Source organism: Neobacillus sp. BF23-41, from assembly GCF_041106275.1.
The window spans coordinates 39,459-61,538 of sequence record NZ_JBGBPR010000015.1 but is presented as its reverse complement, the minus strand read 5'-3'; the positions used below and the strand labels follow the sequence as shown (position 1 = coordinate 61,538).

General features: G+C 37.7%; 22 protein-coding genes. 18 read left to right on the top strand and 4 right to left on the bottom strand.

Features of this window, described 5'->3' with window-relative positions; genetic code table 11:
• Positions 1-22 precede the first annotated feature (22 nt).
• Both dmpG and AB7942_RS20690 read left to right on the top strand, forming a co-directional pair.
• A complete protein-coding gene (gene dmpG, locus AB7942_RS20695; protein ID WP_168242264.1) occupies positions 23-1,051 on the top strand; it encodes a 4-hydroxy-2-oxovalerate aldolase in 1,029 nt (342 codons plus the stop codon).
• A gap of 228 nt (positions 1,052-1,279) precedes the next feature.
• Positions 1,280-2,686: a GntP family permease gene (locus AB7942_RS20690; protein ID WP_369448340.1), complete on the top strand. Its 1,407-nt coding sequence runs from the start codon at positions 1,280-1,282 to the stop codon at positions 2,684-2,686.
• A gap of 177 nt (positions 2,687-2,863) precedes the next feature.
• Here AB7942_RS20690 and AB7942_RS20685 read toward each other — a convergent pair whose 3' ends face one another.
• Together AB7942_RS20685 and AB7942_RS20680 are read right to left on the bottom strand one after the other, a co-directional pair.
• A complete protein-coding gene (locus tag AB7942_RS20685) occupies positions 2,864-3,289 on the bottom strand; it encodes a MarR family winged helix-turn-helix transcriptional regulator (protein ID WP_483310892.1) in 426 nt (141 codons plus the stop codon).
• A 35-nt stretch (positions 3,290-3,324) separates the two neighbouring features.
• Positions 3,325-3,804 (bottom strand): glutathione peroxidase, encoded by a 480-nt coding sequence (locus AB7942_RS20680; RefSeq protein ID WP_369448339.1) that lies wholly within the window; start codon positions 3,802-3,804, stop codon positions 3,325-3,327.
• A 160-nt stretch (positions 3,805-3,964) separates the two neighbouring features.
• Here AB7942_RS20680 and AB7942_RS20675 point away from each other — a divergent pair, with 160 nt between their 5' ends.
• The 3 genes from AB7942_RS20675 (at position 3,965) to AB7942_RS20665 (ending at position 5,436) form a co-directional block, all read left to right on the top strand.
• Entirely contained in the window at positions 3,965-4,192 is a 228-nt protein-coding gene (locus AB7942_RS20675) for a hypothetical protein (protein WP_369448338.1), read from the top strand.
• Between the two features lie 164 nt (positions 4,193-4,356).
• On the top strand, positions 4,357-4,767 hold the full coding sequence (locus AB7942_RS20670; protein WP_335713486.1) for a vWA domain-containing protein: 411 nt from the start codon (positions 4,357-4,359) through the stop codon (positions 4,765-4,767).
• A gap of 60 nt (positions 4,768-4,827) precedes the next feature.
• Positions 4,828-5,436 (top strand): class I SAM-dependent methyltransferase, encoded by a 609-nt coding sequence (locus tag AB7942_RS20665; protein WP_369448337.1) that lies wholly within the window; start codon positions 4,828-4,830, stop codon positions 5,434-5,436.
• Here AB7942_RS20665 and AB7942_RS20660 read toward each other — a convergent pair.
• Both AB7942_RS20660 and AB7942_RS20655 read right to left on the bottom strand, forming a co-directional pair.
• Positions 5,425-6,501 carry a GIY-YIG nuclease family protein gene (locus tag AB7942_RS20660; RefSeq protein ID WP_369448336.1) on the bottom strand — a complete coding sequence of 359 codons (1,077 nt, stop codon included), beginning with the start codon at positions 6,499-6,501 and terminating at the stop codon, positions 5,425-5,427. The genes AB7942_RS20665 and AB7942_RS20660 overlap by 12 nt on opposite strands.
• 251 nt (positions 6,502-6,752) lie before the next feature.
• Positions 6,753-8,237 carry a peptide MFS transporter gene (locus tag AB7942_RS20655; RefSeq protein WP_369448335.1) on the bottom strand — a complete coding sequence of 495 codons (1,485 nt, stop codon included), beginning with the start codon at positions 8,235-8,237 and terminating at the stop codon, positions 6,753-6,755.
• Between the two features lie 334 nt (positions 8,238-8,571).
• On the opposite strand from AB7942_RS20655, the gene AB7942_RS20650 reads away from it, so the two are divergent.
• From AB7942_RS20650 to AB7942_RS20590, 13 genes are all read left to right on the top strand, one after another.
• On the top strand, positions 8,572-9,336 hold the full coding sequence (locus AB7942_RS20650; RefSeq protein WP_369448334.1) for a MerR family transcriptional regulator: 765 nt from the start codon (positions 8,572-8,574) through the stop codon (positions 9,334-9,336).
• A gap of 30 nt (positions 9,337-9,366) precedes the next feature.
• Positions 9,367-9,990: a GyrI-like domain-containing protein gene (locus tag AB7942_RS20645; RefSeq protein ID WP_369448333.1), complete on the top strand. Its 624-nt coding sequence runs from the start codon at positions 9,367-9,369 to the stop codon at positions 9,988-9,990.
• 269 nt (positions 9,991-10,259) lie between these two features.
• On the top strand, positions 10,260-11,273 hold the full coding sequence (locus AB7942_RS20640; RefSeq protein ID WP_088085837.1) for an ABC transporter ATP-binding protein: 1,014 nt from the start codon (positions 10,260-10,262) through the stop codon (positions 11,271-11,273).
• On the top strand, positions 11,254-12,222 hold the full coding sequence (locus AB7942_RS20635) for an ABC transporter ATP-binding protein (protein ID WP_088085838.1): 969 nt from the start codon (positions 11,254-11,256) through the stop codon (positions 12,220-12,222). Before AB7942_RS20640 ends, AB7942_RS20635 begins: the two co-directional genes overlap by 20 nt.
• Before the next feature lie 51 nt (positions 12,223-12,273).
• Complete coding sequence (locus AB7942_RS20630) at positions 12,274-13,890, top strand: ABC transporter substrate-binding protein (RefSeq protein WP_369448332.1); 1,617 nt, start codon at positions 12,274-12,276, stop codon at positions 13,888-13,890.
• A 154-nt stretch (positions 13,891-14,044) separates the two neighbouring features.
• Positions 14,045-15,052, top strand: coding sequence for an ABC transporter permease (locus AB7942_RS20625; RefSeq protein ID WP_088085840.1), 1,008 nt, complete (start codon positions 14,045-14,047; stop codon positions 15,050-15,052).
• 17 nt (positions 15,053-15,069) lie between these two features.
• On the top strand, positions 15,070-15,969 hold the full coding sequence (gene nikC, locus AB7942_RS20620; RefSeq protein WP_098929984.1) for a nickel transporter permease: 900 nt from the start codon (positions 15,070-15,072) through the stop codon (positions 15,967-15,969).
• A 141-nt stretch (positions 15,970-16,110) separates the two neighbouring features.
• Positions 16,111-16,632 (top strand): shikimate kinase, encoded by a 522-nt coding sequence (locus AB7942_RS20615; protein WP_369448331.1) that lies wholly within the window; start codon positions 16,111-16,113, stop codon positions 16,630-16,632.
• 51 nt (positions 16,633-16,683) lie between these two features.
• Entirely contained in the window at positions 16,684-17,448 is a 765-nt protein-coding gene (gene aroD / locus AB7942_RS20610; protein WP_369448330.1) for a type I 3-dehydroquinate dehydratase, read from the top strand.
• 292 nt (positions 17,449-17,740) lie between these two features.
• The gene (argC, locus tag AB7942_RS20605) at positions 17,741-18,778 is read left to right on the top strand and encodes an N-acetyl-gamma-glutamyl-phosphate reductase (protein ID WP_369448329.1); all 1,038 of its coding nucleotides are present in this window, start codon (positions 17,741-17,743) and stop codon (positions 18,776-18,778) included.
• A gap of 18 nt (positions 18,779-18,796) precedes the next feature.
• Positions 18,797-20,065, top strand: coding sequence for a bifunctional ornithine acetyltransferase/N-acetylglutamate synthase (gene argJ / locus AB7942_RS20600; RefSeq protein WP_369448328.1), 1,269 nt, complete (start codon positions 18,797-18,799; stop codon positions 20,063-20,065).
• A 14-nt stretch (positions 20,066-20,079) separates the two neighbouring features.
• Positions 20,080-20,877 carry an acetylglutamate kinase gene (argB, locus tag AB7942_RS20595; RefSeq protein ID WP_369448327.1) on the top strand — a complete coding sequence of 266 codons (798 nt, stop codon included), beginning with the start codon at positions 20,080-20,082 and terminating at the stop codon, positions 20,875-20,877.
• Positions 20,877-22,076 (top strand): acetylornithine transaminase, encoded by a 1,200-nt coding sequence (locus tag AB7942_RS20590; protein WP_369448326.1) that lies wholly within the window; start codon positions 20,877-20,879, stop codon positions 22,074-22,076. Before argB ends, AB7942_RS20590 begins: the two co-directional genes overlap by 1 nt.
• Positions 22,077-22,080: the final 4 nt, after the last annotated feature.

Sequence of the window (22,080 nt, the reverse complement as noted above, 5' to 3'; positions counted from 1 at the left end):
CTGTAGAAAGGGGTAAAAAATAATGACAAATGAAAGAGATATTCTTATCACAGAGGTAGCATTACGCGATGGAAGCCATGCGATCAATCATCAATTTACAGTTGAACAAGTACTTAAGGTTGCAAAGGCATTAAATGACGCAAATGTTCCTTATATCGAAGTATCACATGGAGACGGTTTAGCAGGATCTTCTTTACAATATGGACTTTCCCGTACAAATGAAATGGAATTAATCGAAGCAGCCGTTTCTGTTGCCGACAAATCCAAAATTGCTGTGTTACTTTTACCGGGAATCGGTACTTTACATGAATTAAAAGAAGCAGCTAATTTAGGAGCAAAAATGGCTCGTATTGCAACACATGTAACAGAAGCAGACGTGGCACCACAACACATTGCCTACGCAAAAGAATTAGGGATGGAAACAGTTGGATTCTTAATGATGAACCATATGGCACCTGTTGCTAAATTAGTAGAACAGGCTAAATTAATGGAAAGCTATGGAGCAGATTCAGTATACGTTGTTGACTCTGCAGGTTACTTACTTCCAGACCAAGTTCGCGAACGTATTCGTGCTCTTAAACAATCCATTGGCGTTAATGTTGGTTTCCATGGTCATAACAATTTATCTTTAGCGATGGCCAATACACTTGCCGCAATCGAAGAAGGTGCCACTCGTATTGATGGCAGTGTTCGTTGCCTTGGTGCTGGTGCCGGTAATACTCAAACAGAAGTACTTGTAGCCGTTTGCGAACGGATGGGTATTAAAACAGGGGTAGATTTATATAAAATGATGGACTTAGCTGAGGACATTGTGGCACCACTTTTACAAGTACCACAAGAAATCACGAAAGACAGCCTAACACTTGGGTATGCTGGTGTATATTCTAGCTTTGCTCTTCATGCAAAACGTGCAGCTGCAAAATTTGGTGTGGATTCACGTGATATTTTAATTGAACTAGGAAAGCGTAAAGTAGTTGGCGGTCAAGAGGATATGATTGTTGAAGTGGCTGCAGAGATTGCTAAAAACAAGTCAAAGATTGTTTTGGCCTAATAGTTATAACCCATTACAAATAGATTTATAGAACATTAAAAATAATAGAGTTGATGGAAGAGTGGACTAAAATGTATCCACCTCCATCAACTAGCTTATATCGGAATGATTTAATTTATTTTCTATTTTAACTGCTTATGTAACCGTTTTAACCTTTAAGAAGAGATAGATAACCGTCTTAATTTCATCTTAGTTGGAATTTACATCCAGGAATAGAGGAGAATTTTTATGGAATTAGTTATTATATTATTAGCACTCGGAATGTTAATGTTTATTGCATACCGGGGATTTTCAGTTATCATGTTTGCACCGTTATGTGCATTATTCGCCGTCTTTTTAACAGACCCAGATTGGGTTCTTCCGTTTTTCTCCAACGTATTTATGGGGAAAATGGTTGAATATATTAAACTCTACTTTCCAATTTTCCTATTAGGGGCTATTTTCGGTAAAGTGGTAGAAATGTCAGGATTAGCTCGTTCAATTGCATCTACCCTTATTCAGTTAGTAGGACGAAAACGTGCCATGTTGGTTATCGTTTTATTGTGTGCGATTCTAACATACAGTGGCATAAGTTTAGTCGTTGTTGCTTTTGCAGTTTATCCATTTGCAGCAAATTTATTCAGACAGTCAGATATTCCGAAGCGATTAATTCCTGGTACGATTGCGCTAGGTTCATTTACCTTTACGATGGATGCGCTTCCTGGTTCACCTCAGGTCCAAAACGTTATCCCAACTACTTTTTTCAAAACAGATCTTTATGCCGCGCCAACGCTTGGGATTATCGGTGCCATCTTTATCTTCATAATTGGGATGCTCTATTTAAATTCCCGTCGTAAAAAGGCAGAAAAAGCGGGCGAAGGCTATTATAGTTTCGGCACAATCAAAGAAAAACAGATCGACATTGATTTAGACCAAAATGAAAGTATAGCCCGTAAAATCTTAGCATTTGTTCCAGTAGTCCTTGTCGGTGTTTTAAATAAAGTGTTAACCACATGGATCCCAAAATGGTATCCTAACGGCTTTGATTTTTCTAAGATTGGCTTAAATTTTCCAAATATTGAAACTTCCCAAGTTGTCGGTATTTGGTCAGTTGAAATTGCTCTTATTGTCGGTATTCTTACAACCATTTTATATAATCGTAAACCCGTTGTTATGAATTTCAAGGATGGCATGAATCTTGGTATTGCTGGTGCATTATTAGCCATCATGAACTCTGCAACTGAATATGGTTTTGGTGCGGTAATTTCAAACCTACCTGGTTTTACGATGGCGAGAGATGGAATTGCTAAATTATTTACGAATCCTCTATTAAATGGAGCAGTTACAACGAATGTTCTATCTGCTATTTCTGGTTCCGCATCGGCTGGTATCGCCATATCACTTGGAATTATGGCAGATAAATATATTGAATTAGCAACTCAATTCGGTATCCCGCTTGAAGTAATGCACCGCGTAATTTCCATGGCTTCAGGGGGTATGGATACACTTCCACATAACGGAGCAGTCATTACGTTGCTTGCGATCACAGGCTTAACACATAAGCAGTCCTACCGTGACATTTTCGCTATTACCATTATTAAAACAATCGCTGCTTTCTTTATCATCGGCGTTTATTTAGTAACAGGTCTTGTTTAAGACTACAATTATTGAATACAGATGGTAATCCTTCTTGTAGTTGGACTAGACATTTAAAATATGTATGAAAGCAATAACCCGATTGCAAATGGAGCAATCGGGTTATTGTTAAGTCACCTCAAATAAAGAAACTCGTAATCTCTTCATAAAATCCCACATGATATGATTGTAGTAAGTCTAATGTTCCCGTTCTTTCAACTTACTATGCAATTGATTCAATCGCACCATTAATTGTTTATATTCCTCGAGTTCAATATTACAGGATTGTATTTCTTCTCCAACTGTTTTTGTAATGGCTTGTTTTTCTTCCAGTGCTTTCTTTTGTAAATGGATATAGACTTTTCTCTCATCTGCCTTTGAACGTTCTTTTCTTAGCCAGCCATTTGCTTCCATTCTTGTTAGCATGGGAGTCAATGTTCCAGTACCTAATCTTAATTTTTCTCCTATTTCCTTAACCGTTATACCATCTTTTTCCCATAATGCTAATAGAACTAAATATTGAGGATAGGTTATTCCATAAGGTTGAAGTGCACTTGAATATAACTTATTGAATTCACTTGCTGTTTCATAAACGGCAAAGCATAGTTGGTTTTTTAATAACATGAAGTCTTCCAAGATGATCACCTTACTTTAATTAATTATGAAAATAATCTTTTTATATCCTTCTCAATTCTGCTTGGTTCAGTCGTGGGTGCATACCGTTCAATAACCTGACCTTTAGGATCGACTAGAAATTTTGTGAAATTCCATTTAATATTTTTTGTAAGAGCACCTGGCTTCTGGTTCTTTAAATAAGTGAATAGGGGATCAGTATTATTGCCATTTACATCTATTTTAGCGAATATTGGAAAGGTTACCCCGTAGTTTAATTGGCAGAACTGAGTTGTTTCTTCAATATTTGCAAATTCTTGATTATTAAATTGATCACATGGGAAACCTAAAATCTCCAAACCACTCTCATTAAACTTTTCATATAATTCTTGAAGTCCTTTGAATTGAGGTGTTAAACCACATTTACTAGCAGTATTCACAATAAGTAATGGCTTGCCTTCATAATCAATTAATGATTTTTCCTCACCATTAGTCATCTTTACACTAAAATCATAAATCGTTGTCAATTGATTCTCCCCCTTGGTTATTACTATGGAATTTTTTAGATTAAATCGTTTACGATTTAATCTTACACGATTTAATTGAGTGTTGCAAGTCTGAATTTGTTAACAGCTGGATATCTGGAATGGAAAGGAGAAAGATAAGGATGAAAAGGAGGGTTTTCCAATGGGTATAAATTTGTTTAATGGTAAAAATGGAGAAGAAAAGGAAATACTTAATGACGTTCTTGAGGATTCAATCGAAAAGGAAGAAAATTTAATGCGGACATATCTTATAACTGCAGAACGAATTCATGATGATGATAAACTAAAGGAACGCCTCGAAAACTTTGCCGAAGGAAATGCGAAACGAACCAAACAACTGATTGATGAACTCAATGAAATCAAGGAATAGTAAAATGTAGTGCTCATCTGTGAATAGACCAAGATGAGCATTTCTTTTTTACTTGCATAGGTTTCTATTGTTGTTCTGATTACCGCAATTATCCAAACATAAACCTTTTCTTTATAAACCAAAATAATATGGTTCACTTATACATTCCAAAGGAGTTGGTCGTGTTGAAATGGCACAAAACGATACTTTCAATGATTCAACAGCGTCAAGATAAAAAGGTTGCGTTAGCTGTAGACACTTCCACGAATGAAGCCCCAAGCATATTAATCAATAACATAGTAAAACTGTTTGAACAATTAAAGCCAGATACCATTTTGGTACAAGCAGATTTTAAAATTAGAAGTACTACACCAGTCAAAAGTGATACAATTAAATACTATACACATGGGAAATCTTCATATACTTTGGTGCTTGAGTGGGCAAAAGAAGAAAATATCGATACACTGTTTTATATTACCGATGTAACTGGCTTTATTTCAGAAGACATAGAAAATGTTAGTTATGAAATGATTTGGCTTGTACCTGGAGCTATTTTGCCAAGGGTTCCTTTTGGCAAAGCAATTAAAGTAGCTTGAAAAGAATCCCTCACGAAAAGTGGGGGATGAACTCTTTCGGATAGGAGTTATGAGTTTTCAATGAAAGAATATTATTATGATAAATTAATGGGGATAAAAACGGGAGGGGACCAAGAGGGATTTAATAAGTCCTTTCACTACCATCGTTATGAGCCAACGCCATATAGCGCCCTCGAAGAATTATTTAACAACTATAAATTAACTAGCCGTGATCGAATAGTTGACTTTGGGTGTGGCAAAGGGCGATTAAACTTTTTTATTCATTATCTATTTAAGGCAAGGGTTGTTGGCGTTGAAATGAATGAGGATTTCTATCTGGAAGCAATTGAAAATCGAACTAGTTATTTAAAGAAAACCGACACGAGAAATAGCAATATTGATTTTTATTGCGGTTTGGCGGAAGAATACCAAATAGACCCTTATGATAATCGATTTTACTTTTTTAATCCATTTTCGATCCAAATTTTTATGAAAACCATAAATAATATATTGCTATCGGTGGAAAAATCCGAGCGTAATATTGAATTGATTTTATATTACCCATCAGAAGATTATATTTATTATTTAGAAAACGATACCTCTTTTGAACTGAAAAAAGAAATCACTTTGCCTTACTTCTATGAACAAAATTCTAATGAGAGATTTTTAATTTATCAATTAATCGTATAGTTTTTGCATTAATCTGTTTATCTCATCGTCTATTTCAGCTGTGTTTTTAGTATCAAGCAATTGTTCAGAAATGACGATATAACTGCTATTGCTTCCTTTCAAATAACTATAGATAATCTGCGCGGCATCAATTTCATCTCTGCTGACTTTTTTTGTTGAATTAACTTCTGTAGTTTTAAAAATGCTTAATATATTGGACTTGATTGTTTCTCTCAATGACTCAATCTCAGACCATGAATATCTTTCACTAAAGAGTATTTTGTTCTTCTTAATTAGGAATAGTTTAAAAGTACTTTGATTTATGGGTTCAACGACTGCGAGATTTTTATTACTTTCCGTAAATTCAATCACTTTTTCTTTATAAAGAAGGGAGTGGATGGCATCCAACGTGTCTCTATACTTTGCAGCCACTTCAAAATCAAATTCTTCAGAAGCCTCTGTCATTCTTCGCTCCATAACTTCAAGCAGGCTCAAATTGGTGCCATGCAGTAAGCCGATAATCTTAGTTATGTTTTCATTATATCGATCAAGTGCATCTCCTCCTAAACACATACCAAGGCATAAACCTAAGGAATAATTTAAGCAGGGAGTGTTCTTGTTTGAAGGGCTGCTACAGCAGATCTTATAGAATTCCTTTATACCTTGGAGCGCTTTTTCGACAGTATGCTTGCTTGTATACGGACCAAAATAAAGACTGTTAGGATTATCAGGACTGCTACAAGTGTTGATTCTGTGATAGCCGGCATCCATTTCAATCATAATATAGATATAGGATTGAGGATTTTTCATCATTCTATTAAAAAGGGGCTTTATTTCACTGATTAATTTACATTCCAACATAAACGCTTCAAATTCTGTGTCAGTAAGGACATAGTCAAAATCCTTAAGGCTTGCTTTTAGCTTTATTATCTTTTTAGGATGGGCCTTTGAATTTTGGAAGTAAGACCGCACACGATTTTTAAGGTTTTTTGCTTTTCCTACATATATAATTTGTGCTCTGGAGTCCTTCATAAGATACACTCCAGGGGAAGAGGGAAGGTTTTTTACCTTTTCTTTAAGATCCATATGAATACCTCCATTCACACTATATTTTATCACAAATAAAAAAGGTGCCCAGCCTTCACCATCAATGGATGAGAAGACTAGGCACCTTTGAACTTAGATAACTGACTAGCTCAGCACCCAGCGGCTAGTGGACTTCGCCTTTTCCCTACGATAAGTCAAGTACGAATGCGCTTACGCTTTCCGTGTTTCCTTTATCTCAGTCAAAGTGTTCCAGTCCATACGCAGCTAAACGGGCGCTTACGCTTTTCTTATTACCTGATACCTTTCATGTAGCCCTGAATTTTCGGTGCTAACATTAATAGGATAATACCTAGTACGATGGATGCTCCACCAATCACACCAAAATAGGTCATTTCAGTTTCAGGTGTGTAGAATTTAACAACTTGTGCATTTAGTGCCTGTGCAGCAGCACTTGCTAAGAACCATAAGCTCATCGTTTGTGCTGAAAAGGCTGCAGGCGCTAATTTAGTAGTCGCTGACAAACCAACAGGTGACATGCATAATTCTCCAAATACAACAATTAGATAACTAAGAACAAGCCACATTGGACTCACCAATGAATCCGTACCGCCAAAATAAGCAGGTATAAGAATAACTAGGAATGACAAACCAGCAAATAATAATGATAATGAGAACTTTTGAGGTACTGATGGCTGACGCTTTCCTAATTTAACCCACAACCAAGCAAATACAGGCGCAAATATAATAATAAATAACGGGTTTAAAGATTGAAACCACGCTGGCTTAATTTCAATTCCAGCAAAATGTAATTGTGTACGAGTATCAGCATAGCTTGCAAGGATGGTTGAACCTTGCTCTTGAATTGCCCAGAACATAACCGCTGCAATAAATAACGGGATATAAGCAATAATCCTTGAACGTTCTACAGCTGTTGTTTTTGGACTACGGTACATCACAACGAAATAAATCGTCGGAATTAAAATACCAAGAAACGTAACAATATTTATAAAGCTAGCAAATGTTAAAAGTCCGTTTGGTATTAATACTGCACATAAAACAGCAAGAATAATTACAGCTAATCCAATAAAAGTTAAGACTTTTTTCTTTTCTGCAGGTGACATTGGATTGGCAATCATCGTTCCTGCAAGACCTAGATTTTTTTTCTTTGTAAGTCTGAACACAATTAATCCTAAGAACATACCTACAGCGGCAATTCCAAAACCTAAGTGGAAGTTACCAACCGATCCAACGATTAATGGGGATAAGAATGCTCCCAAGTTAATACTCATATAGTAAATAGTGAAACCTGCATCACGACGTTCGTCCTTTTCGCTGTACAATTCACCTACTGCGGAAGAAACATTTGGTTTAAGCATTCCAGTACCTAGGACAATCAATACCATGGAAACAAAGAACATAGAAACACTGCCAGGAATAGCTAGAGCTATATGTCCAAACATAATCAAGATTCCGCCGTAAAATACGGCTTTTGAAGAACCGAAGACCCGGTCAGCAAGCCAGCCGCCAATTATTCCAGACATATAAACAAGTGATCCATAGATGGACATGATAGAAAGTGCGAGATTTTTATCAATGCCCAATCCACCTTTAGAAACTTCATAATACATATAGAATACAAGGATGGCTCTCATTCCATAGTAAGAGAAACGCTCCCAGAATTCAGTGAAGAAAAGGGTCGATAGTCCTTTAGGATGTCCGAAAAATCCTGTTTGAGGCACACTATCCACAATTTTCTGTCTATTCATGTTTGACATGTTACAACCTCCCTTTTATTATATTATAATACTTTTTGTTGTTTTGAATTGTCAAAAACTTTTTTTGGAAAATAAGTTATGAAAGGGTTATAAACATTGATAATACTGAATTTCAGTTTAATAAAGGGAAAAAAGAAAGTTTTTTTAAAATAGTAAATGATTTCAGATAAGAGGGACTCTTCGCTCTAATTGACGTTAATTGGGTGCCTGACACCAGAGATGGACATTTGTCCATCTCTGGTGTCAGGCACCTTTTTTCCGAAAATTAGGCATAATAGTGATTGACATTGACGTTGCGTAAAGGTGTATCGTTAGTTTATAAGGGGGTGAGCGAATGGAGTATACAGTGCAGAAGCTTGGAAGTCTAGCTGGTGTTAGTACTAGAACACTTAGGTATTATGATGAAATTGGAATTCTTAAGCCAGCTAGAATTAATTCGTCAGGATACCGAATCTATGGTCAAGCGGAGGTGGACCGTCTTCAACAAATCTTATTTTACAGGGAATTAGGGATCAGTTTAGAAAGTATAAAAGAAATTGTAACGGCTCCAAACTTTGATGGCGCTGCAGCACTTAAAGAACATCGTGAAAAACTCCTTGAGAAAAAGGAACAGTTAGAATTATTAATTGCGAATGTAGATAAAACGATCGCAGTAACAGAAGGGAGAATGAAAATGTCAAATAAAGAAAAGTTCGAGGGTTTTAAGAAAAAAATGATTGACGAAAATGAGAAGAAATACGGGAAAGAAATTCGAGAAAAGTATGGAGATGAAACCATTAATAAGTCAAACGCCAAACTTCAAAATATGACACAAGAACAGCATGATGAGGTAACAGCACTAGCTGAAAAATTGACACAAACGTTAGCAGATGCTTTTAAAACAGGGGATCCAGCCGGAGAAAAGGCACAAACAGCCGCTGACCTCCATAAGCAATGGTTATGCTACTATTGGAATGAATATAGTAAGGAAGCCCATGCAGGTCTAGCACAAATGTATGTGGATGATGAAAGATTCACCGCCTATTATGATAAACAACAGCCAGGGACCGCCGAGTTTTTAAGGGATGCCATTCACATTTATACGGGTATGAAAAAATAACTTTTTACAATAGAAACAGGAGAGTAAACTATGGGTGCAAAAGTAGAGTATAAAAAAACATATAAGCATATTTACCTTCCAAAAACCACACCAGTAATAATCGATGTACCAATGATGCCTTATATTATGATCAGCGGCACAGGTGACCCAAACGGTGATGAATTTGCCTTAGAAACCGAAGCATTATACAGTCTTAGTTATGCAGTAAAAATGTCCTACAAAAGTAAGGAAGTGCCGGAAGGATATTATGAGTATACTGTTTTTCCGCTTGAAGGTATTTGGGATTTGATCGATAAGTCTAAGCCGGTACAAGACAAGAGTAATTACAAATATACGATTATGATTCGCCAGCCGGATTTTTTAACCAGCAATCTATTTGCAAAGTTCGTGGAACAAACGAAAAAGAAGAAGCCTAATCCGTACCTTGAGAAAGTGCTATTTGGCGAAATGTCTGATGGCCTTTCCTGTCAAGTCATGCATATCGGTCCGTACAATAATGAACAAGAAAGTTTCGCCAAGATGGAGTCCTTCTGCGAAGAAAGTGGATATATTCGAACGTGTAAAACCCACCGTGAAATCTATCTATCTGACCCGCGCAAGACAGAGATGCACAAACTAAAAACTGTATTGAGATTCCCTGTAAGACAGCGATAGTCTTTCAGGGGTTTTTTTATTACTTTTTATCCTTTTTTATTATTTTAATATCTAAAGAAAAAATTTGATGTATAACATAAAAAAACGCCTTAGTGCATTAACGCGACTATGTGCTACTGGGTTATTTTGAACTTTTTTCACGTAATTGACAAAAATGGATAGTACCACTAAAGTAATATATGTCATAATTATTTTAAAATTTATTATATTGTTATATTTCTGATTAGAAAGAATACATAAAAATAATCAATGTACAGGTAGGTGTAAATGTGGAAAAGGATCCTATTCTTCGAATAAAAGACTTAAAGGTGTCTTTTCAATCAGGGAAAAAACTAGTGCCGGCAGTTGATGGCATCAGTTTCGAATTAAAGGATGGAGAAATTTTAGGGATTGTAGGTGAATCAGGGAGTGGTAAAAGTGTCACCTCTTTAGCGACCATGGGTTTGATTCCTTCTCCACCAGGGAAAATCGAGAATGGTGAGATCATTTTTGAAGGAAAAGACCTGAAAAATATCTCCGAAAAAGAGTGGAGAAAAATCCGCGGTAATCAAATTTCAATGATATTTCAAGAGCCAATGACATCATTAAATCCGCTGTTTACTATTGGCAATCAATTAATAGAAGCGATTCGATTACATACAGACCTATCAAAGCGAGAAGCAATTGTACGTAGTATTGAATTATTAAAACTAGTTGGTATTCCAAGAGCAGAAGGAATCCTTAAAGAGCATCCACATCAACTATCGGGTGGTATGCGGCAACGGGTAATGATTGCGATGGCCATGGCATGCAATCCTAGAGTGTTGATTGCAGACGAACCAACAACCGCACTTGACGTAACAATTCAAGCACAGATCCTTGCCTTAATGAAGGACTTAAATAAAAAGACAAATACAACAATCATTCTGATTACCCATGATTTAGGTGTAGTTGCAGAAATTTGTGAGCGCGTAATTGTCATGTATTCTGGGCAAATCGTGGAGCAGGGGGATGTTAGAACGATACTCAAAAATCCTCAGCATCCTTATACAAAGGGCCTATTAAAATCCGTCCCTGATTTAAGAGGGAAAAAGGAGCGGCTTTATAGTATTCCCGGCACTGTCCCTACACCAGGATCGATCCAAAAGGGCTGTCGGTTCGCGGCTAGATGTTCAGAGGCATTCGGTCAATGCCAGGAAGAAACACCAGATTTATATAAAACGGAAAAAGACGAACATGAAGTGCGCTGTTTCCTACAAACATTGAAGAAGGGGAGTGACAACTATGTCAGAGTTACTTCTTGAAGTAAATGGATTAAAAAAGTACTTTCCGATTACAGGCGGCCTTTTTGGGAGCAAACAAGGAGAAGTCAAAGCGGTTGATGATGTATCCTTTTACGTTAGAAAAGGAGAAACATTGGGCATCGTTGGTGAAAGCGGTTGCGGTAAATCGACCACAGGCCGTCTGCTCATGCGTTTGATTGAAGCAAGTGAGGGTAGGATTGTTTTTGAAGATCAAGAGATTACTAGTATGTCAAAATCTGAATTAAGAAAAACTCGACGAGATATCCAAATGGTATTCCAAGACCCTTATGCATCGCTTAATCCAAGACATTCGATCGAACAGATTCTTGAAGAGCCGCTTATTGTTCATGGAATAGGGACAAAAGAGGAACGTAAAAAGCAAGTGAGAGATATGCTTGAGGTAGTTGGCTTAAGCAGTTACCACGCCAAAAGATATCCCCACCAATTTAGCGGCGGTCAGCGTCAAAGAATTGGAATTGCAAAAGCGTTAATGACCAAACCAAAACTAATTATCGCCGATGAGCCTGTTTCAGCACTGGACGTATCCATTCAGGCTCAGGTTCTTAACCTGATGAAGGACATACAAAAGGAATTTCAGCTTACTTACATATTTATTGCTCATGATTTAGGAGTTGTACGCCATATTAGTGATCGTGTTGGCGTGATGTATTTAGGAAGATTAATAGAGTTAGCTGAAAGTGAAGATCTATATGAAAATCCGAGGCATCCATATACAAAAGCGCTGCTATCGGCTGTGCCAATACCTGATCCAGATATAAAGAGGGAGACGATTTTAATCGAAGGAGAACTTCCAAGTCCTGCGAATCCTCCCTCAGGTTGTGCCTTCCATACACGATGCTCTCAGGTGATGGATATTTGTAAAAAGACTAGACCTGCGGAACAAAACCTAAACGGTCATTTTGTCGCATGTCACTTATATAACAAGTGATTTGCAGCATTTATGATAAAAAAGCAAAAATATAAGGGGGCAACAAAACTTATGAAGAAGAGATCTTTTAAACTGCTGTTAATCTCTCTATTAGCCATCAGTATGTTTCTAGTTGGCTGTAACAGCAAAACCAATGAAGAAACGGGAGGCAAGAAAGATCCTGCCACTGGAAGTGCATCGAAAAAAGATACACTAGTTTATGGTCGTGGTGGAGATTCTACATCTCTAGATCCGATCACAACAACTGAAGGTGAAGCATTCAAAGTAACAGAAAACATTTATGAAACATTGATTCAATATGGTGATCAAGATACTACTATTAATCCAGGACTTGCTGAATCGTGGAAAGTGACACCAGATGGCTTAACTTACACATTCAAGCTTCGTCAGGGAGTTAAATTCCATGACGGTACTGATTTTAATGCAGACGCGGTTGTTTTTAACTTCGATCGCTGGATGAATGGTAATGCTGATAGCTTCCCATATTACACCATGTTTGGTGGATTTAAAGGGGAAAAAGGACACGTAATTAAAGAAGTTAAAGCTGTTGATGCAAATACAGTACAATTTGTATTATTTAGACCACAGGCACCGTTCCTTAAGAACTTAGCCATGTCTCCGTTTGGAATTGCAAGCCCTGCGGCTGTTAAAAAATACGGTGATAAGTTTAGACAAAATCCGGTAGGAACAGGTCCATTTAAATTCGTAGAGTGGAAAGAAAACGATACAATCACACTTGAGAAGAACCCTGACTACTGGCAAAAAGGTTTGCCTAAGTTAAACAAAGTTATTTTCCGCGTGATTCCTGAAAATACTGCACGTTTGAACGCTCTAGCAAATGGCGAGATTGATGTGATGGATGGACTAAACAATTCAGATGAGGCGACTGTTAAAGCAAATGCCAATCTCCAAGTGATTGAACGTCCATCAATGAACGTTGGTTATATTGGTTTAACAACCACTCGTAAACCATTTGATAATAAACTCGTTCGTCAAGCGATTAACTACGCTGTCGATAAAAAATCAATCATCGATGCGTTTTATGGTGGGAAAGCCCTTGCAGCGGTCAACCCAATGCCTCCTTCCATCGAAGGTTATAATAAGGCAGTTGAGCCGTATCCATATGATTTAGAAAAAGCAAAGCAATTGTTAAAAGAAGCTGGATACGAAAAAGGATTTGAAATTGACCTATGGGCAATGCCTGTTGCTCGCCCATATATGCCTGAAGCACAAAAAGTTGCTGAAGTTATTCAAGAGAGCTTAAGCAAAATCAATGTCAAAGCCAAAATCCAATCTGTGGACTGGGCTACTTACTTAGATAAAGCAGCAAAAGGTGAATTTGATATGTTCATGCTTGGCTGGACAGGCGACAATGGTGACCCTGATAACTTCTTGTACACATTGCTTGATAAAGACAGTATTGGAAGTAATAACTATTCCCAGTACAGCAATGACAAATTACATGACGTCTTAATTAAGGCACAAACAGAAATTGATCAAGCAAAGCGTAATGCACTTTATGAGGAAGCACAAGTAATCATTCATGATGATGCCCCTTGGGTTCCACTTGTACACTCTACACCGTTGTTAGCAGCAGGGAAAGATGTGGCAAATTACTTACCGCACCCAACTGGATCAGAAGCACTGACAAAAGTTGAATTTAAATAACAGACAAGTTTAACAGACCCAAATAATAATGGTTGAAAGGGGAGGGAGCTTAGCCTCCCCTTTTGTTAACTAAACACATTCAGTATTTTTGTAGAAAAATTGTTTAGCTAAAGCATCTAACCAGGCGCTTACGCTTTTCAGTGAGGTGAAAAATTTGTTTACTTATACAGTCCGCCGTGTGTTTTCTTTAATACCTGTTTTAATTGGGATGACTCTAGTGGTTTTTGCCATCATCCATGCTATTCCAGGAAATCCCGCTCAGGTAATTCTTGGGCAAAGAGCAACTGCAGAATCAATTGCCACGTTAACAAAGGAATTAGGGTTGAACAGACCTTGGTACATACAATACGCCGATTATATTAATTCTTTACTTCATGGGGATTTAGGCATTTCACTCAGGACAAGGGGTCCAATTAACGAAGAAATATGGTCCTATTTAGCAGCAACCGCTGAACTAACCGTAGTGGCAATGCTAATTGCCATCATTGTGGGGGTAAATGCAGGAATTGTCAGTGCTTGGTTCTCCAAATCATGGTTTGATTATGTTGCAATGGTTCTTGCACTGATTGGGGTGTCATTGCCGATTTTTTGGCTTGGTTTAATGGAGCAATGGGTATTTTCAATTGAATTAGGCTGGCTTCCAACGACAGGAAGAGAGAATGTTAGAGATCCCGTTGCAGCAATTACTAATTTTTATTTAATAGATACCCTCTTACAAGGAAGATTTGATCAATTTATAACGGTCATTAAGCATTTGGTGTTACCTAGCATTGCACTCGCAACGATTCCAATGGCGATTATTGCTCGAATGACCCGCGCAACCATGCTGGAAGTGATGAAGTCAGATTATGTCCGTACCGCAAGAGCAAAGGGACTGAGCATGTTCTGGGTCGTTTATAAACATTCCTTAAAAAATGCCGTTATCCCTGTTCTAACTATCATCGGGTTGCAAACCGGTCTTTTACTTGGAGGAGCTATATTGACGGAAACGATCTTTGGCTGGCCAGGAATCGGGAGATATCTATATGATGCGATCGGCTATCGAGATTATCCTGTTATCCAGTCAGGGATATTAATTATTGCGGCAATTTTTGTACTCATTAATTTAATTGTGGATCTATTATATGTTTTTGTTGATCCACGAATTAAATATACCAAGTAGAGGAGGGGGATCTTAAAGTGGCGGAACTTGCAAAAAAACCGGCAAATATGGCAACGGTAATTGTTGAAGAAAAGCTGACACCTCCCTGGAAGGAAGCATGGATTTCATTTTATAAAAACCGATTAGCAGTTGTTGGTTTAGGAATTGTTGTCTTTTTTATTATCATTGCTATAATCGCTCCTATTATTGCTCCATATAGCTTTAAAGATCAAGTGTTGGCAGATCGAATGCTCCCACCTTCAAGTGAGCATTGGTTTGGGACAGACGACTTTGGCCGAGATATTTTTTCTCGTATTGTTTATGGTGCAAGAATATCATTGTGGGTTGGCTTTTTCTCAGTTTTAGGCTCAGTTGTGGCAGGGACATTACTAGGAATTGTCGCTGGATATTACGGCCGCTGGGTAGATGCGATTATCTCACGTATTTTTGATATTATGCTAGCTTTTCCAAGTATTCTATTGGCGATTGCGGTTGTTTCTATTTTGGGGCCATCTCTGCAAAATGCTTTGATTGCGATTGCGGTTATTAATATACCGAACTTTGGACGACTTGTTCGCTCCAAAGTATTAAGTGTTAAACAGGAAGAATATATTATGGCTGCCCGTGCCGTCGGAATGAAAGATTCACGTATTCTTCTCCGTCATATTTTACCTAATAGTATATCACCAGTAATCGTTCAAGCTACATTAGCGATTGCCACAGCAATTATTGAGGCAGCAGCCCTTGGTTTCCTTGGAATGGGTGCACAAGCACCGACACCAGAGTGGGGGAAAATGCTTGCCGATTCAAAAAATTATATCACTCAGGCACCATGGACGTTATTCTTCCCAGGGGTCGCTATAATGCTGACCGTGCTCGGATTTAACTTAATGGGAGATGGGCTGAGGGACATCTTAGATCCGAAAATGAAACAATAGATGTAGAGACTCCTGTGTGGGTCTCTTTCTTTTGGTGTCAGGCACCATTAACTTGATTAATTAATAATTGTCTAAAATCTCAATATAGCATTATAATTATTCTTAATAATTTGTTTTTACCAATTGGGGGTTCGGGGTATTATGGGGAACAGAAATAAGAGTATTGTTTTTATTGGGTTTATGGGGGTTGGAAAAACTACTATCGGCAAGATGGTTGCTAATAAACTAAATCGTGATTTTATTGATGTAGATGAACAAATTGAAAAAGAATATAACATGCCAGTTTCTCAAATTTTCTCTGAATTTGGTGAGAAAGTTTTTAGAGAAAGAGAAAAAAGTTTAATTGCAAGTCTAGCGTCCCAGCAACAACAAAAGGTTGTTTCTGTCGGCGGCGGTGCCTTCCTACAAGAAGAAATTAGAAAAACCTGTTTAGAATCTTGTATTGTTATTCTCCTAGATTTATCATTGGAGGGCTGGAAAGATAGATTAGGCCTGATTATAGACAGCCGACCTGTTTTAAAAGGAAAGTCAATTGAGGAAATGGAAGATCTTTTTTACAAAAGACAAGATATTTATGTTAACCATCATTTGAAGATTTCAACTGATAGCAAGGATGCAAAAGAAATTGCTGACCAAATTATTGACGAAATAAATTCAATCTAGGGAAAAATAGGTATCAAAACTTATGTAGAATGGGACAAGGAGTGGGAACAAATGACTAAAACAGTAACGGTTAGAGGTCTCGTCATTGGGGAAGGAATGCCAAAAATTTGTGTCCCGTTGGTGGGAGAAACACTTGTACAATTAAAGGAAGAAGCCGAATTTCTAAAAACAATTGAATTAGATGTAGTGGAGTGGCGGGTTGACTTTTTTGACCAAGTAGAAGATTTTGAACAGGTGAAAAAGGCTCTTGCTGAAATTCGCACGATCCTGCCTACTACACCACTTATCTTTACCTTTCGAAGTCATAAAGAAGGCGGCAATAAGGAAATAACCACTTCTTTTTATTTTGAATTAAACAAGACGGTCGCAGAAACAGGTCTGGTGGATATCATTGATGTTGAGTTATTTAATGATGAAAATGAAGTCAAAACAATAATTGAAAAGGCACATGCAAAAAATGTTTTTGTTATTGTCTCTAACCATGATTTTCATAAGACGCCAACAAAAGAGGAAATTATCTCGCGGTTACGGAAAGCACAAGAGTTTGGGGGCGATATACCAAAAATTGCTGTAATGCCAAATAGTACAGCCGATGTGCTAACCCTCTTAGATGCAACAAATACAATGAACGAACAGTTTGCGAATAGGCCGTTCATTACCATGTCTATGGCAGGTAAAGGTGTCATAAGTCGATTAGCTGGCGAAGTATTTGGGTCTGCTGTTACTTTTGGGGCAGCAAAAAAAGCCTCAGCACCCGGACAGGTAAATGTGAAGGAGTTGCGAAGTGTATTAAACTTGTTGCATGAAAGTCTATAAATATCCGAAAAGCACTCAGAGGAGTGCTTTTTCTATTTTTGTAAGGAGACGGGCACGAATAAGCACCAATCGTTACCAGTGACTTCTATTTTCTAATAGCATGTCCACTGTTTTTCTTATACATAAAGATGCATAAAAATGGAATAATATCACACAACATAATGTAAGCGTTTTCATTAAAAAGAGGCGAAATAACTAAATAAAACTGAAAATTAAGGTATCTATCTATTGAATATTTATATATAACTATGTATAATAATTCATTATGAAAGACACTTAGGAGTTGGGTAAATTGAAAGCTGCAATTATCGGTGGTACTGGTTACGGTTCGATTGAACTTATTCGCTTAATTCAAAAGCATCCTCATTTGACAATTGGTTCTGTTGTTTCTAACTCCCAAGCGGGCGCTAGGTTTAGTGATATTTATCCCCACTTATCTGACATTGTTGATCAACCTCTTGAATCCTTTGATGCAGATGCTTTAGGGGAAAATAATGATATTGTGTTTTTGGCGACGCCCTCCAGTGTGAGTAGTAATCTTGTTCCGTCACTTTTAAATAGCGGGGTTAAATGTATAGATTTATCCGGTGATTTTCGATTAAGGTCTACTGAAGAATATGAATCTTGGTATAAACATAAACCTGCCGATGAGAAATATCTACAACTAGCAAGCTACGGATTAAGTGAAATATATGCAGAAAAAATTAAAACAGCTAACTTAATAGCCAATCCGGGCTGTTATCCGACTGCGACTACACTCGGTCTTATTCCGATATTAAAAACAAATTTGGCTGATGAAACGTCGATTATCATTGATGCAAAATCTGGTGTTTCTGGAGCTGGAAGAGGACTTTCCTTAACAGCCCATTACTCGGAAATCAATGAAAACATAAAAGCTTATAAACTAGGAGCACATCAGCATATTCCGGAAATTGAGCAAGTACTTTCAGATGAGAGTGGAAGTCCAATAACGGTTACATTTACAACCCATCTTGTTCCAATGACAAGGGGAATCATGTGCACGATGTACGTGAATCTAACAGAAGAAATTTCATCAAAAAAAATTATAGATTTATATAAACAATTTTATCAAGATTCTCATTTTATAAGGGTACGTCCAGAAGGGAATATACCTTCAACAAAAGAGGTTGCTGGAAGTAATTTTTGTGATATCGGGCTGCATGTTGACGAAAGAACAAACCGCCTGACCATCATTTCAGTTATCGATAATTTAGTTAAAGGGGCTGCCGGGCAGGCCATCCAAAATGTGAATTTGATGAATGGCTGGGATGAGCGAACAGGGCTTACAGACATTCCAATGTATCCATAAGTAAAACTACTACCTTTTATGTATAGAACGAAGGGAAATTTGAAGGGGGAAATTAAATTGACACAAGCTACATCAACAAATGAAATCGTAATTATAGAAGAAGGTAGTGTGACCTTACCTAAAGGATACAAAGCAGGCGGCATGCACTGTGGAATAAAAAGAAAGAGACTTGATCTGGGATATATCATTTCAGAAGTTCCTGCAACAACTGCAGGGGTGTATACAACCAACATCTTTCAAGCAGCTCCATTGTTAGTTACCCAAGAAAGTATCGCAAAAGAAAATATGATTCAAGCAATTATCGTAAACTCAGGGAATGCCAATGCCTGTACAGGAGAGCAAGGTTTACTTGATGCATTCGCTATGCAAAAGGGATTTGCAAGCGAACTGGGAATACAAGACCATCTCGTAGCGGTAACTTCCACGGGAGTGATCGGGGAACTACTGCCGATGGATAAAGTAAATGCAGGGATAAAACAAATCCTAAATAAAGAGAATGAAAATGAAAATAATTTTATGAATGCTATCTTAACAACTGACACTTGTATCAAACATATAGCAGTGCAAATGAAAATCGATGGAAAAACAGTTTCCATTGGCGGTACCTCAAAGGGTTCTGGAATGATTCACCCTAACATGGCTACCATGCTTGGATTTGTAACAACAGATGCAAACATTGCCCAAGAAGACCTGCTTGGAGCATTGAGAGATATAACTAATCAAACTTTCAATATGATTACGGTTGATGGTGATACCAGTACGAACGATATGGTTTTAGTTATGGCAAATGGCTTGGCTGATAATAAACCACTAACTAAAGATCACCCTGAATGGAATATTTTTAAACAAGGGTTAAAAATCGTTTGTGAGTCACTTGCTAAAAAAATTGCAAGAGATGGTGAAGGTGCTACAAAACTAGTAGAAGTTCAAGTAAATGGTGCTTACAGTCAAAACGCAGCAAGTGCAGTCGGTAAAGCGATTATTTCATCAAACCTAGTTAAAACTGCAATTTATGGAACGGATCCAAACTGGGGAAGAATTGTTACTGCAATTGGCTACAGCGGTGTACCGGTTGAACCAAACGCAATTAAGGTGAATATCGGACCTTTCACTGTGTTCGAAAATGGTCTGCCAAGCACGTTTGTAGAAGAAGAAGTGAAGGAATACTTAGAGTCGGAAAATGTTAAATTAAGTGTTGAATTAAATCAAGGTAAATATAGCGCTACAGCCTGGGGATGCGATTTAACTTATGATTATGTGAAAATCAACGCATCTTACCGCACGTAAGGGAGGACCTGAAAATGAAATATATAGTCATTAAGTGCGGCGGAAGTGTGTTAGATAATCTCCCAAGATCCTTTTATGAAGATGTCGTAAAAATGCATCAAGCAGGTAAGTGGACACCAATCATTGTCCACGGGGGCGGGCCACTTATCACTTCATTATTAAAAAACTTAAATGTTGAAACTACATTTGTGAATGGTTTAAGAGTGACTAATCACGAGGTGTTAGATGTCGTTGAAATGGTATTAAGCGGTTCAGTCAACAAACAAGTTGTAAGAAATATTGTAGAAGTTGGCGGAGAAGCTCTAGGTGTGAGTGGTGTTGATGGCAGTTTGTTAAAAGCAGAGCCAACTTCTGATTCAAAGAATTTAGGTTTTGTAGGGGATGTAATCGAAGTAAATCACAATGTAATAGAAACAATCGTAAAACAAGGATATATCCCAGTCATTTCACCCATCGGAATAGATGCTAGCGGACAGCGATACAACATTAATGGAGATATAGCAGCAAGTGCGATTGCCAAAGCTTTGGAAGCAAATCTTTGTTTTATCAGTGATATTCCAGGGATATTAATTGAAAAAAATGGAATGAAGACGAAACTTGATAAAGCTTCCAAATCTATAATTGAAACGTTAATCGATAATAAAACAATTTATGGTGGGATGCTTCCGAAGGTAAAAGCCGCTATTGACGGCCTTGTTCATAACATACCTGAGGTTGGTATTATCAATGGATTTGAGAAAAATAGCTTGATAGATTATATGGATGGAAAAAAAGTCGGCACAAAAATTGTCTTAGAAGAGGGGATCGCGTAATGTCAATCAATAATTCAATCTCCCTAGCCTCGCCAGTGATGGCAACATACAGTCGATTCCCTGTTACTGTCGTTAAAGGGAAGGGAAGCTATGTTTGGGATGAAAAGGGTACTCAGTATTTAGATTTCACTTCCGGTATAGCGACCTGTAACCTAGGGCATGTGCCTGATGTCGTAAAAGAAGCACTTGAGGAGCAATTACAGAATCTTTGGCACTGTTCAAACCTCTATAACATACCGAATCAGCACCAACTGGCAGCGATTCTTACTGCCAATAGCTGCGGTGACCAAGTTTTCTTTTGTAATAGTGGGGCGGAAGCAAATGAGGCAGCGATCAAGTTAGCTAGAAGATATGCCAACAAAGTGAAAGGGAAGGAATCCCCTGAAATAGTAACGTTTCAGCAGTCCTTTCATGGTAGAACGCTAGCCACCTTATCGGCCACAGGACAAGAAAAAATTCAACAAGGATTTTTTCCGTTAGTATCCGGGTTTAGTTATCTTCCTTTTAATGATGAAGAAGCACTTGAACTGCTCTATACACTCGAGCCTGCAGCCGTTCTCCTTGAGCTTGTTCAGGGCGAAGGTGGAGTCATACCAGCGAACCAAGAATGGGTTAGTAAACTTGCGAAAATTTGCCAAGAAAGAGAAATCCTTCTTATGGTGGACGAAATCCAAACAGGGATCGGAAGAACAGGCACACTTTTTGCATATGAACAATACGGCATAGAGCCCGATGTCATTAGCATTGCAAAGGGACTTGGTTCAGGTTTTCCAATTGGAGCAATGATCGCAAAAGAAGAAGCCGCTAAAGGATTTGACCCAGGAAGCCACGGCAGTACTTTTGGAGGAAATCCATTAGCAACAGCAGCAGGACTCGCGACTGTTACACATATTACTGAAAGTAATTTATTAAATAACGCCAACGAAATTTCAGGGTACTTAGATAAAAAGTTACAAGAACTGAAGGAAAAGTACTCTTTTATAAAAGATATCCGCGGACTCGGCCTATTAAAGGGAATGGTCGTCGAAACGAATGCTTTAGGAATTGTTCAAAAGGCAATCGAAAACCATCTTCTTATCTTAACAGCCGGACCAAATGTAGTGAGAATTTTACCTCCGTTAACAGTAACAAAGGAAGAAATAAATGAATTTATTAAAGCGTTGGAAATAACTTTCCAAGGTATTGAGAAAGGCGAGTGAGTAT